Consider the following 13,651-nt stretch of genomic DNA (forward strand, 5'->3'; position numbering starts at 1 on the left):
TATTAATCCATTTTAATGCCTTAAAACACTTCCCAATTGATTTCTGATCAATTGGGAAGCTTTGGCTTTTGGTAAACCTAAACTATTAAGAAATTGAAAAATAATGCTCAACGTAATTCCCGAAGGAAGTTTTTGTTGGCCACAACAGCATCTTTGATTGCCTCTCCTTTGGTGTTTAGTCTTCCGGGACTGGCAAATCCATTCGCGAAAAAGCTTAGGCATGTTTCCATTGGAGTTGGGGGAATGGGTCGGCATGACTTGCAACGTTTTATAGCCCATCCCGATATTGAAATCATTGCCATCTGTGATGTCGATGAGGAAAGACTGCAAAAAGCTGCTGAGTTGGTTCCAAACGCCCGCCGATATAAGGATTGGAGAGAATTGTTCAAAAATGAGAAGAATAATTTTGATTCAATCAATGTCAGTGTTCCCGACCACAATCATTTTGCAATAGCTTTTGAAGCAATTAAGAAGAAGAAGCATGTGTATTGCCAAAAACCGATGTGTCATGATGTCTCTGAAATAAGGCAATTGACAAATGCAGCAAAAAAAGCGGGAATCGTAAGTCAGCTGGGGACACAGCATGCCTCGGGAAAAGGTGACCGTACTGCCGTCCAATGGATCAAAGAAGGGCATATTGGGAAAATCAAAAAGGTATACCTCTGCTCCAACAGACCGGGAGCCACGGAAGCGTATCGTTTTCCGGGTCCCCGTCCACAGGCAGGTCAAGATCCTCCAAAAGTACTGGATTGGGATCTTTGGACTGGAACAGCTCCGATGAGGCCTTATAACCCAACTATATATCACCCATCTAAATGGCGAGCTTGGCAGGATTTCGGAACCGGTTGGTCTGGAGATATAGGATGCCACATTTTTGATGCTGTATGGAAAGGTCTGGGACTTGAAGCTCCTTTTTCGGTTCATGCAAGGGTCCAGGAATCCTGGCAAAATTCTCCGGAAAGGAGGGCTGATACCTGGCCACAAAGCAATCATATTACTTGGGTATTTCCCGGAAATGAAATGACAGTATCAAATGAATTGACTGTTGAATGGTTTGACGGGGAGTTTTATCCACCTGAAGAAGTAAGGGCATTATTCTCAATAGAAGATTACCCTGCGGAATCTGCAATGCTGGTTGGAACGAAAGGTTCCATGCTTATTCCGCATACCAAAATGCCTTTACTTCTTCCCAATGAGAATTTTGGGCATATGGTTTTTCCTGAATTGGAGGAAAGAGATCATTACCATCATTTCGTGGATGCCTGTTTGGGGAAAACGCAAACTGAAAGTCATTTTGCCCATTCAGGCCCTATGACGGAGGCAATTATATTAGGAACAGTGGCCATCCGAGTCCCAGGTAAATTATTGAATTGGAATGCCAAAACCATGAAGATTCCAAATGTACCGGAGGCGGAGCAATTCCTGAAAAGGAAATATAGAAAAGGATGGGAAGTTTGACCTTACGCCCTGACTCTTTTACTTAAAAAAGTAATAAATCTGAACCAATTTCCATCTGGAGACCCGGTTCAACCGAAACCTAACATACCGTATGAATTTCCAAATAAAACCAAATAAAGATTCCTATGATGTCATTATCGTCGGCTCAGGAGCCGGGGGAGGTATGGCTACAAAAATATTGTCAGAAGCAGGTCTTTCCGTTGCAGTGGTGGAAGCCGGAGGCGATTGGGATCCCGCAAAAGAGGAAGATCGAACGCAACTGAGATTTCCTTGGGAATCACCAAGACGCGGGGCCAGTACACAGATAAGACCTTTTGGTGACTTTGATGCTGCCATTGGCGGCTGGGATATGCCGGATGAACCCTACACCCGAAAAAACGGAACCCAATTCGACTGGTTCAGGTCAAGGATGCTGGGAGGCCGAACAAATCACTGGGGAAGAATTTCGCTTCGGTTTGGCCCTGACGATTTTAAGAGAAAAAGCATCGATGGATTGGGTGATGACTGGCCTATTGGTTACGATGAGATTAAGCCTTACTATGACAAAGTCGACCGGTTAATTGGAGTTTTTGGTTCCAGGGAGGGTATGAGAAACGAACCGGACGGGAATTTTCTTCCTCCGCCCAAACCGAGATTGCATGAAATGTTTTTGATGAAAGGGGCAAAAAAAATCAATGTTCCGATTATCCCATCTCGTCTATCCATTTTAACCAGACCCATAAACAAAGATCGTGGTGTATGTTTTTTTTGCAGACAATGTAACAGAGGTTGTCAGGTTTATGCCGATTTCTCTTCCAGTACATGTCTGGTAAAACCAGCCATGAAATCGGGTCAGGTTGATTTATTTACCCATTGTATGGTCAGAAAGGTCACTTCAGACGATTCCGGGCTTGCCACGGGGGTATCCTATGTGGATAAAAGGGACATGAAAGAGTATAAACTAAAAGGAAGGATCGTGGTCTTGGGTGCTTCTGCCTGTGAATCTGCTCGTATCATGCTCAACTCCAAATCTAAAGTCCATCCCGACGGAATGGGCAATTCCAGCGGAATGGTGGGCAGGTATCTCCATGATTCTACTGGTGCGAGCCGTTCGGGAATTATACCCGAACTGATGCACCGAAAGCGGTACAATGAAGACGGGGTGGGAGGCATGCATATCTATACACCCTGGTGGTTGGACAATAAAAAACTTGACTTTGCCAGAGGATATCACATTGAATTTGGAGGAGGGATGAATATGCCTTCCTATGGCTTCGGATCAAATATGGATGCAGTAAGAAAACATATTCTTGATGAATTTGGGCAACCAAGTCCAAATGGTGGCTATGGCGAGGGTTTGAAAAGGGACATTAGGGCAATGTATGGAAGTACGGTAAGCATGTCAGGTAGAGGTGAAAGTGTGCCTCAGTATGACAACTACTGTGAGATTGATCCCACGACTGTAGACAAATTTGGGATTCCTGTCCTGAGATTTCACTACAAATGGACGGATAATGAAATCAAGCAGGCAAAACACATGCAGGATACATTCGAAGAATTGTTGACCGCATCAGGGGCGACATTATTGGGGAATAAACCGGGACCCGAGACTCAATATGGGCTTTTGGCTCCCGGACGGATCATCCACGAAGTAGGCACCACCCGTATGGGGAGTAATCCGGCGACTTCAGTGGTCAACAGCAATTGTCAGGCACATGACTGCAGAAATCTCTTCGTGGCGGATGCGGGCCCTTTTGTCTCTCAGGCCGACAAAAATCCAACTTGGACAATTTTGGCTCTTTCCTGGAGGACGTCCGATTTTATCATCAAAGAACTGAACAGCAAAAACCTTTAATCCAAAGAATCATGAACAGAAGAGAAAATCTAAAGCTTTTATTCGCTGGTTCTCTGGGTACTGGACTGGTGCTGACAGCATGCAGTCCCGATGAAAAATTGGCGGATCTATCTCCCAAAATAGGAGGTACACCGGGCGGCAGGGTTCCAGAGGAGATCGAACGGGACAATTCCCTGCTAGCAGGCAAGTTTTTGACCGATCCGGAAATGGAGCAGGTGAAAATTCTGGTGGACATTGTGATTCCCAAAGACGATGTCTCCCCGAGTGCTTCGGAGGCTAAAGTCCCCGATTACATTGAATTTATGCTGAAAGATCAACCAGGAAATCAGACGGCTTTCAGAGGTGGCCTGATGTGGTTGAACTTGGAAGCCTATGAGCGTTTTTCAAAGTCGTTCATTGAAATCTCCCCAAGCCAGAGAATGGAACTCATCGAAGAAATTGCCTGGCCGGATAAAGCGAAAACAGAGATGGGGACTGGGGTAAGATTTTTCAACCTCGTACGGAATATGACAGTTTCCGGCTTTTACACTTCGGAAATCGGTTTTACGGATATTGGTTATGCAGGAAATATTCCCAATGTATGGGAAGGGGTGCCACAGGATGTGATGGATCAGTATGGGCTATCATTGGACGAAAAATACCAAAGTGTTTACCTGAAATCGGAAGACCGAGGCACCATTCCTGACTGGGATGATCAGGGTAATCTTATAGCTTAACCAAGCGTAGAATGAAAAAAATTAATTAGATAGATTGGGTAATTCATGAAAACCTGTTTAGTATCTAGACAGGTTTTTTCTTTTGGTAGGTTTACTATTCCACCTCAAACTGAGCCATAATCTTCGCAACTTTATCCTCGACTGTCTCCGATGAAAGATTGGTCCGGCTGAGTCGGTCTACCATGATTGGAAAGGAAAATGGCGTAAACTGCACCGGGTGCTTGACCACCAACTGCTTTTGGTTAAGCTTTTTGATGGCTGTGATAAACATGTCCTGCTCCATTTGCTGATTGAGCGCTTCTTTTTTGGCTTGTTTCAATAAAAGATTATCCGGATCATACTGCTCAAAAACCTGATAAAGCAAACCCGAATTAGCCTGAATATGCTTAAAAGTCATTGGCTTACCGGGGTAACCCTGAAATACCAAACCTGCAATACTGGCAATTTCACGGAATTTCCGACGGGACATTTCACTTTCATTGACACAGTGTAGGATGTCCTCCTCGATGTTTTTCAGGGAAAAAATATCTTCTTCCAAAATATCCTCAGCCGATATCGCAGTGTCTGTAAGCAATTCAAATCCATAATCATTCATGGCCATATTGAACGAAATCGGAAAATTTAATGAAATCCGGTAGGCGATCAAAGCACTCATTAACTCATGCATCATCCGCCCTTCAAAAGGGTAGAAAAACAAGTGATAGCCTTCTTTACTCCGATGTGATTCAATCAAAAACGAATTTTGATCCGGAACGATGGAGAGTTTATCCTGCAAATCCAAAATTGGCAAAACCCGCCTCAATTCTTCCGATTTGATAATTCCGGAGTTGTATTCCTGAAAGATCTCCAGAATCTTATCTGAAAGCATCGAAGAAAGCGACATCCTCGCACCCATCCAACTCACCACGTTATTGGTCTTTTTCTCAGATAGCTTAACAAAGGCATTGAGGTCTTTCACTTGGAGCAATTCCAAAGGTCTTCCTGCAAAGAAAAACCGATCCCCAATCTTCATTTTAGCAATGAAATATTCCTCAACCGTCCCGAGATAAGCACCATTTTTAAACTTTACTTTCAGCATCGCATCTGAGACGATCGTCCCCATACTCAGGCGATGTTTCATGGCAATTCGCTTGTTTTTCACTTTATACAAGCCATCATCATCCTTACTCACTTTCAAGAATTCCTCGTAATTGCCCAGGGAATTTCCTCCCTTGGTAATGAAATCCATCATCCAGTTCATCTCTTCCTGCCTCAGTTCGGTGAAGGAGGCGGCCCCTTTTACTACTGAGAAAATAAAATCGGGATCAAATCCTTCTCCTACGGCCAAAGTCACCAGAAACTGAATCAATACGTCGTAGGGCAATTGCGGTGTAAACTGCGATTCCATTTCCTCCTTTTCGATCGCATCCCGAAGCGCGGCGGCTTCGATCAGTTCCAGCGAATTGGTGGGGACAAAAAATATCTCGGATGGCAATCCCGGCTGATGCCCTGCACGGCCGGCTCGTTGGACAAACCTTGAAACGCCCTTTGGACTCCCAATCTGTATCACTCGATCCACGGGACGGAAATCAACTCCCAAGTCTAGACTGGAAGTACAGACAACCAATTTAAGTTTTCCTTCATGCAGTGCATTTTCGACCCATGCTCGCACTGAATTATCCAGTGAACCGTGATGCATGGCGATCCAACCTGCCCAATCTGGTCTGGCTTCGAGGATTTTTTGGTACCAAATCTCAGTTTGTGATCGGGTGTTTGTAAACAATAAAACTGTCCTTCCGGCCTCGATAATCGGAATGACTTGATCCAACATCCGGATTCCCAAATGCCCGTGCCAGGGATATTTTTCTATTTCCTCCGGAAAAACTGACCGAATCAGAATTTCCTTTGCTACTTTGGCCTTGACGATGTGGATGGGGTGATTTTCTCCTAAAAGTGCCTTGGCAGCATCCTGAAGGTTACCAATCGTCGCAGACACCGCCCAACGCCGAAAAGTCTGAGGACTGATCGCCTGAATGTACTCCAAGGCAAGCTGAACTTGGACGCCCCGCTTATTGCCAACCAACTCATGCCACTCGTCTACGACAACTACCTGAAGAGATTGGAATAATTCTTTATGGTCTTTCTGTGAAATCAGGACATGAAGTGTCTCCGGAGTAGTGATGAGGCATTCCGGTGGATTTCGCTTCATTGCGGCCCGGGTCTTGGCGTCGGTGTCACCGTTTCGCACCATCACCTTCCAGGGAAGCCCGATGGTTTCGCAGACTTCCTGCATGGCTTTTTGGATATCTTGTGCCAAAGCGCGTAATGGAGTGACCCAAATCAGCTGAATCCCGTTTTTTTGAGGCTTTCTCCAGGTGGTGGGATGGTTTTGGATGTATTCCAAAAGGACGGGAAACCAAAGGGCGAAGGTCTTTCCCGAACCTGTAGGCGCATTGAGAAGCCCTGATTTTCCATCCAAATAGTCCTGCCAAGTCTCAATCTGAAATGGAAATGGTGTCCATCCCTTTTTATGGAAATAGTCGAGCCCGACCGAAAGTCGCTTATCCTCCATACGTTTTCAACAGGGCTTTCAAATCTTCCAAGGTGTTGGCTTCTTCTTTGGGTTTATCCCTCCTCCAGCGCAATATTCGGGGAAATCTCAGTGCAATCCCACTTTTGTGACGGGGACTGTCCTGAATTCCTTCAAAGGCAATCTCAAAAACCAATTCGGCCTTGACCGTGCGCACCGGTCCAAATCGCTCTCGGGTATTTTTCTTGACAAAAGCATCCACCTCCCGCATCTCCGCATCGGTCAGGCCTGAATAAGCTTTCGCAAATGGTACGAGACTATCTCCATCCCAAACCGCAAAGGTGTAATCGCTGTACAAATCCGCCCTTCGACCGTGTCCTTTTTGCGCATAGATCATTACCCCATCGATAGTCAGTGGTTCGATTTTCCATTTCCACCAACTCCCTCGCTTTCTCCCGGTTTCGTAGGGTGAGTCTTTTCGTTTCAGCATCAGGCCTTCGGCCAAATGATCCCTGGAAAGCGCCCGAACTTCACCTAGTTCCTCCCAGGAGTTTGCCTGAATCAGTTTTGGAAGATGAAGCCGCTCGTGAGGGAAATCAAAATGAAGCCGTTCCAAAAGACTACGGCGGTGTTGAATTGACAAATCCCGAATATCTTTTCCTTCAAATTCCAAAAGGTCATAAGCTAAAAGACTCACAGGAGCCTCCAGCAACTGTTTTTTGCTGATATTTTTTCTTCCAATCCGAGTTTGAAGCAAGGAAAAGGGAAGCGGTGTTCCATCACGGAAAGCCATGATTTCCCCATCGATTACGGTTCCGTCAGGGAGGCTTTCAGCCATTTCCAGCAGTTCGGGAAACTTGTCATTAACCAGTTCCTCACCCCGACTCCAAATGAATGTTTCACCATTTCTACGAATCAATTGTCCTCGGATCCCGTCCCATTTCCATTCGGCTTGCCAATCTGCGATGTCGCCCAGTTCATTTGCTATGGTTTCCAGAGGATGAGCGAGGAAAAATGGGTAAGGTTTAGAGCTATCCTGTTTTATTTCCTCTTGATCGAAAAGTGCAGGAAAGCTAACTTCTTGTGGATTCCAATTTCCCATCAAAGCATGCGCAATGTTGGATTTGTCAAGTTGGAGTACCTTGGCAAGTGCCTGACTCATCAAACTCTGACTGACCCCGATCCGAAACCCGCCCGTAATGATTTTGTTAAAGACAAATCGCTCAGTCTGATCCAGCTTTGACCAAGCATTCTGGATATTTTCCTTTTTTACTTCTTCAGGAAGCATTTCCAAAGCTTGAAGAAATTCAATCCATTGGCCTAAATTTTTATCGTTTTCCTGAGTGGTTTTGGGTAAAAGCAAGGCAATGGTTTCCGCTAAATCTCCCACAGCATGGTAGCACTCGTCAAAAAGCCAATCAGGAATTCCGGCCAGCTCCTGACACCAATTCCTCAGCTGTTTTGTGGACACTTGTCTTTTTGGTCTTCTGTGAGAAAAAATGGCAACTGCCCATACTTTTTCTTCATTTTCGGCTTTTTCAAAAAAATCAACCAAAGCCTCGACCTTGTCACCTGTTTTGTTGCTTTGATCCAGACGGGTAATCAGTTCGGCAAAATACTTCATGAATCGAGTGAGTGAAATTTTTTTGCTTTGGTGACTTTGGACACGCTAAATGTAATTGAATGTGATAATTTTAATGCGTAATCGAACAGCAGGCGAAAGCTTTTCGTTACCCATTCAAAACACCGACAAGTATGAAAAAGTTAATCTTTGGTTTGATGATTGTAATGGGCCTTTGGTCTTGCACTTCACAAGAACCCGATCAATATACTGGCCAATCTTTGGAATTTGAATTATTCAAGTCCAGTGAATTTGACTACAAAGGGACTTTACTGGTTCAGGAATTGACCTCGGGTGACTTGGAGTTTGTGATTCAACTGGAGGGGGCTAAGTCTTCCAGTTCGATTTCATTTCCAAGCCACCTTCATTTCGGAGGATATGATCAGGCTGAAGCGCCGATTGCGCAGCTCTTGACACCTGTTTCAGGAAATGATTTGAAAAGTGTAACAGTCCTTAACTTATTATCAGACGGATCAAAATTGACTTTTGATAAAATAAAAAATTTTGACGGTCATGTTAAAATTCATTTGGCGAATGACGGTCCTGACTATAGCGTGATCCTCGTAGCCGGGAATGTTGGCGCCAACTTCAATGCAGAATCAGTATTTGATCCCTCAAAAATTACAGTGTGCGGTAAAAATTTCTGATCTAAAATTTCTCATAAAAACTAAAAAAGAGGCTGTCTCAAAAGGACTGGTGGTGTCAGCCTGAGCACCTGACCAACGAGAGTTGGGAAGTACGAAGGCCGTTTGCAGCGAATGCAATCGTATTTCGACTTCGATCAATGTGACAAACAACAGTTTTGAGACATCCTCATTTTCATTTGATTACAACTGGAAAACTCAAATTCATTCGCTCAATCCCACCGGCAAAACTTGGTTCAACCATATGAGGATCCGCCGTGCCGGGAAAGCCTTTATTCAGATTTGCCCGAAGGATTAGACTAAAATTGACTGTGTCGGGTTTTGCGTCAGCTTTTATGCTGAGGAGACCATTCAGTCCGATTCGTTTGCCATTTGAATCTCCATATTCAAATTTCAGAGGAGCTTTATCGCCTAAGAAAGCATCACCGAGAAAAAAGAATTGATAGAGTTCATGCCTTTGGTAAATGATACTGTGCATGTCAACTATTTTGCCACTGGGAAACTCTTTGGCATAAGACAAGGTAGAATAGCGATAGGTATTTCCTCTCACCAAAAAGAGTGTATCATTAATTACAGCAGTTGTAGATCCACTGTGTAGATTTAAATTCCATTGCCCAAATCCCTGATAAGTTGCAATTATTCCACGAGTCAGATTCGAGCCTGTGATATCTTTTTCTCCTGAACTCTCAAAATTCAAGGTAAACGTTTGCCACTCATAGTTTTCCGGGATAAATGGTCTATTCTCATCGGAATTACAGGAAATGAGAAGAAGCACAACACAGATTTTGAGTAAATTTTTCATGGCTAAAGCATTTGGTTCATCTAATTTCAATGCTAGCCGAATCAAAAAAAAGTTGGGAATACTAGTAGGTAAAATTGTTTTTGCAGTTTCTGCAAATCCATTTTTCAGGAAAAAACTTACTTAGGAATCTTGGGGTTTGTACTGGATATCATAAAAAAAAGCAGCCCAATTGGGCTGCCTTTTTCATTATAAATATTTTCTTAGTTGATCACAACTGGAAAAGTGATATCCAAGTCAGTTTCACCACCCGCTTGTACAAAATTTGCAAAATTAGGGTTTGAAGCACCTGGGAAGTTTTTGTCCAAATCATGTCTGAGGATCACTCGCATCTGAGCATTGTTGGTACCTGGGGAAGAGGACACCACCAGCTTATTTCTTAACCCTATGCGTTCTCCACTTGGGTCATCATAAGTGATGGTCATGATATTTCCTGAAAATGCTGTACCAAGGAAAAAGAACTGATGCTCATCGGCTTCTTCGAGGATTTCTTTGGTGATATCTTCTTTCTCTATGCTATTGTAAACCTCGATAGACATTCTGTAAGTCTTCCCCTTAGTCAAATTGATAGTCTGAATAGTTGGCGAAGATCCAACTTCAATTCCCTGAGGATCGCTTGCCTTGAATGAAGTAATAGCACCTATTGGACTTCCACTTGAATTCAATTCCTGAAAATTAAGTGTTACGTCTGTGATTACTTCACCGTCATTCTCTTCTTCGGGATCATTACTTTCGCAGGAAGCGAAGCCTAAGGCCAAAGCAGCAAATAAATAGATGGGTAGTTTTTGTAATTTGTTCATACTAGTAATTGGTTAAAATTGATAATTGAGTTTGAGTAATATATTCCGACCCATGTCCGCCGTGAAATAGCGAAATCGGTTCATGTATTCTTTGTATTCTGTATTAAAAACATTGTTTATCTGTACTCCAATATTCAATTGGTTTTCAGATAATTGTAATTTTTTCTGATATCCTAAATTGAATAGTGCATAGGCGGGAGGAGCAGTCGCCAAATCAAAGTCAGGTTCTCTTTTTTGTTGAGCAACCAGCACGTTTCCAATTGTTAGCCGATCGGAGTTGGGGTTTGAGTTTTTCCCAAAAGCATAGGAAATTCCCCAATCCATTCTGTCCGAAGGAATGAAAGGGAAGTAGTTTCCTTCATCCAAATTCTTTGCCCGGATGATTGATCCTTTCAGATAGCCATTTATTCTTTCTGAGAAAGTGTAACTTCCTGATAGGTCAAATCCATAGAAAAAAGCATCAGCCTGTAAGTACTCGTACACATTGAAAGTACCCCTAAGTGATACAAATGTTTCACCGGTTGGATTGAGGAAGATGTAGTTTTTGATATGATTGGCATAAGCGGTGAGCTCTACCAATACTTTTTCGCTTTCATATTCCAGTCCATTTACCCATTTCAGGGAATTTTCCGAAACCATGGTGGGGTCTCCAATTTCCACCGCAGCGGCACCATGATGAAGTCCCTGACTAAACAGCTCATTTACATTAGGCGGTCTCCAGGCAGTTCCAAAATTACTTGTAAAAGCAAAGTGAGGGCTTAAGTGATAGAGTCCACCGAAGAACGCGGAGAAATTCTGATATTCAAGTTCTGCTTCTTGGAGTTCACCACTTACAAATCTTGCCGCATCGAATGTTCGAAAATCATATCTAAGTCCTCCCTCAAGTTCCAATGGTCCTTTGAGATATTTTTCGATCACATAAACACCAAGATTGAGCATGTCATAATTTGGAATCAAAGGCGTAACTCCCGTTCCGGGAATATTGCTGTTGGCCTGTTGGATTACATTCAATCCAAAGGAGCCGCTCCAGTTGGTTTTAAGGTTGTGATCCAAAAAGATATCCACAGTATTGGTGAAAAGCTCTAAATCCAAGCTTGGTCTTGAATTTAATTCACCTCTCCGACGGTCAAATTCTTGGCGGCTATTCAGCTGAAAACCATATTGAAAATTAAGTTTCCAGTCGGTATTTAGGTGGTAGTGTGATTTTATTTTAGTCAAATGATGTAATACAACCTGCTTTGGATTATCAATTTTATAAGTGAAATCCGCATTTGTAAAAGGCCTGCCGTTTTCAATAATGTTTACCAAATCCGAAAGATTTCCTGTATGGGCATCTCTCAAAATCCCCAATTCGGTATTGAAGAAGCTGTAGTAAGCTTCAACTCCCAATTTCTTTGAGCTGTAGCCGACAGATCCGGAGAAATTGTATTCAGACATGCCGGTATTTGCTTGGATATAGTCAGGAGACTGTACATTCCCTGCTCTTTTTACCGATCCTTGAAGTCTATAGCCGAGGCCCTTTATTTTTTCGGAACCACCCAAATGAGATGCAGCAAAGTTTCCCATTCGGCCATTGCTTGCACCAAGGAGATTAATTTCTGTTGAATGCTTTTTGGATGTCGGTAGGGAAGGAGGATTCACCAAAATCACGCCTCCCATAGCTTCTGGCCCATATCGCACCGTTTCAGCACCTTTAATTACGGTAATTTCATCTGCAAGGAATGGGTCAATTTCAGGCGCATGTTCAGCACCCCATTGCTGTCCCTCCAAGCGAATGCCATTGTTCAGGATCATGATCCGATTGCTGTGCATTCCGTGTATGACAGGCTTGGAGATGGTATTTCCAGTGGAAAAAGTGGTCACACCAGCTACCCGTTTTAAGCTTTCTCCAAGACTTTCGCCCCGGGACTGAAGCAATGCTTCTCCGTACAAGGAGGTCACCGCAGTGGTAGTTTGTACAGCTTCGCGATGGCCATGAACCTCAACTCCGCCGAGATCCAATGATTCCTCTTCCATTCGGAACGTTTGGTTTGTGGTGCTTCCTGTCAAATTCAGCGTTTGACGGATTTCCTTATGTCCAAGATATTGAACTGTGATCGTATATGTGCCTGGGCAAAGTTCTCGGATGATGAAGTTTCCGTTTTGATCTGAAACAGCTCCCGTTCGAGTCTCCAATATCCAGATGTAGGCTGCTTCAATGGAATTGTCATTTTCCCGATGAAGGATTTTTCCTCTCAAAATAAGATCACACTTCTGGGCATAGGATTGAATGCCAAAAGTCAATATGACCGCTATTAGAAGGATGACTCTGTAGTGTAACACGGTTGCAAAAGTAACTGCTTCGAAAGAATTAAACCAAAGTTTATGAAACAAAGTTGCAAAAAGTGTTAAATGGTGAAAGAAGGATTTCGGATGTCGGATTTTTCCACACAGCTAAGTAGAATGTTAATCCCGAAGGGATGAAATAATTATAGAAATAATTTAAGGAAGATAGTTTTAATACCGCAAAGGGGTGATATTATTCAATCCATCCAAAGGGGATTGTTTTAAATACAACATGTCACCCTTCCAGGGTTATGGGAAAAGATCCTAATCTGATTTTTCTACAAGAATTACACCCTTTCGGGGTTTAAGAATTTATAGATTATACTTCAAAACCAAAAATCTATTTAGATCTGTGTCTTTTTCTGTGACAATTTACATGCTGCAAGTGGGGCTGTGGGACCTATCAAAAAAAAAATCCGGCTGTCGGCCGGATTTCAATGGAATTTTAGAAAATTAATACAGCCATGCTGCCCAAGGAATTCTACTTAAAATCAATACTAATCCGATGGCGTACATCATGTAAATACTTCGGAATTTTGATCTTGAAGTAGCCAGTTTCTTAGCCCTGATGTAGCCGATACTTATTACTACTATTGCGATGATATTAATTAACGGATGTTCTAAAGCAGTAAGTCTTGCAGCTGAATCTGACATCGCGCCACCAGCGGTAAGGAGCGAAAAACCGAGTGGACTTACAAAGTATAAAATCAAACCTACCAAAAGTTGAACATGAGCGAAGATAAAGGCGATCATAGCGATCTTGCGATCCTTTTCGGTGAAGGCTCTTCCTGAAAGCGAACCGATCAGTGCATAAATAATGACCAATATCAACGCAAGTAATGCGAGATAGGCTATTCCAGAGTGAAGATGTTGAAGTCCGGTGTACATGGTGTTGTGATTTTTGGGTGAAATTAATGCAAAAGAAATTAGGGAAAGCGTTAATTG

General features: G+C 43.1%; 10 protein-coding genes. 4 read left to right on the top strand and 6 right to left on the bottom strand.

Annotated elements, in window-relative coordinates; translation table 11 throughout:
- The first annotated feature begins 93 nt into the window (after window positions 1–93).
- The 3 genes from Q8M62_RS14805 to Q8M62_RS14815 all read left to right on the top strand — a co-directional run bounded on the left by Q8M62_RS14805 (window position 94) and on the right by Q8M62_RS14815 (window position 4,008).
- A complete protein-coding gene (locus tag Q8M62_RS14805) occupies window positions 94–1,458 on the top strand; it encodes a Gfo/Idh/MocA family protein (RefSeq protein WP_304899679.1) in 1,365 nt (454 codons plus the stop codon).
- Between the two features lie 91 nt (window positions 1,459–1,549).
- Complete coding sequence (locus Q8M62_RS14810) at window positions 1,550–3,292, top strand: GMC family oxidoreductase (RefSeq protein ID WP_304899678.1); 1,743 nt, start codon at window positions 1,550–1,552, stop codon at window positions 3,290–3,292.
- Window positions 3,293–3,303: 11 nt separating this feature from the next.
- Window positions 3,304–4,008, top strand: coding sequence for a gluconate 2-dehydrogenase subunit 3 family protein (locus Q8M62_RS14815; protein WP_304899677.1), 705 nt, complete (start codon window positions 3,304–3,306; stop codon window positions 4,006–4,008).
- Between the two features lie 94 nt (window positions 4,009–4,102).
- Here Q8M62_RS14815 and Q8M62_RS14820 read toward each other — a convergent pair whose 3' ends face one another.
- Both Q8M62_RS14820 and Q8M62_RS14825 read right to left on the bottom strand, forming a co-directional pair.
- The gene (locus tag Q8M62_RS14820) at window positions 4,103–6,559 is read right to left on the bottom strand and encodes a ligase-associated DNA damage response DEXH box helicase (RefSeq protein WP_304899676.1); all 2,457 of its coding nucleotides are present in this window, start codon (window positions 6,557–6,559) and stop codon (window positions 4,103–4,105) included.
- Window positions 6,549–8,141 (bottom strand): ATP-dependent DNA ligase, encoded by a 1,593-nt coding sequence (locus Q8M62_RS14825; RefSeq protein WP_304899675.1) that lies wholly within the window; start codon window positions 8,139–8,141, stop codon window positions 6,549–6,551. The genes Q8M62_RS14820 and Q8M62_RS14825 overlap by 11 nt, the downstream gene beginning before the upstream one ends.
- 131 nt (window positions 8,142–8,272) lie before the next feature.
- Here Q8M62_RS14825 and Q8M62_RS14830 point away from each other — a divergent pair, with 131 nt between their 5' ends.
- Window positions 8,273–8,785: a hypothetical protein gene (locus Q8M62_RS14830; protein ID WP_304899674.1), complete on the top strand. Its 513-nt coding sequence runs from the start codon at window positions 8,273–8,275 to the stop codon at window positions 8,783–8,785.
- Window positions 8,786–8,957: 172 nt separating this feature from the next.
- Here Q8M62_RS14830 and Q8M62_RS14835 read toward each other — a convergent pair whose 3' ends face one another.
- The 4 genes from Q8M62_RS14835 to Q8M62_RS14850 all read right to left on the bottom strand — a co-directional run bounded on the left by Q8M62_RS14835 (window position 8,958) and on the right by Q8M62_RS14850 (window position 13,594).
- Window positions 8,958–9,584, bottom strand: a complete 627-nt coding sequence (locus Q8M62_RS14835; protein ID WP_304899673.1) for a hypothetical protein — start codon at window positions 9,582–9,584, stop codon at window positions 8,958–8,960.
- 200 nt (window positions 9,585–9,784) lie between these two features.
- Entirely contained in the window at window positions 9,785–10,381 is a 597-nt protein-coding gene (locus Q8M62_RS14840) for a hypothetical protein (RefSeq protein ID WP_304899672.1), read from the bottom strand.
- Window positions 10,382–10,393: 12 nt separating this feature from the next.
- On the bottom strand, window positions 10,394–12,703 hold the full coding sequence (locus Q8M62_RS14845; RefSeq protein WP_304899671.1) for a TonB-dependent receptor: 2,310 nt from the start codon (window positions 12,701–12,703) through the stop codon (window positions 10,394–10,396).
- Between the two features lie 456 nt (window positions 12,704–13,159).
- Window positions 13,160–13,594: a hypothetical protein gene (locus tag Q8M62_RS14850; protein WP_304899670.1), complete on the bottom strand. Its 435-nt coding sequence runs from the start codon at window positions 13,592–13,594 to the stop codon at window positions 13,160–13,162.
- Window positions 13,595–13,651 lie beyond the last annotated feature (57 nt).

The organism is Algoriphagus sp. (assembly GCF_030694375.1).
Lineage (GTDB): Bacteria > Bacteroidota > Bacteroidia > Cytophagales > Cyclobacteriaceae > Algoriphagus.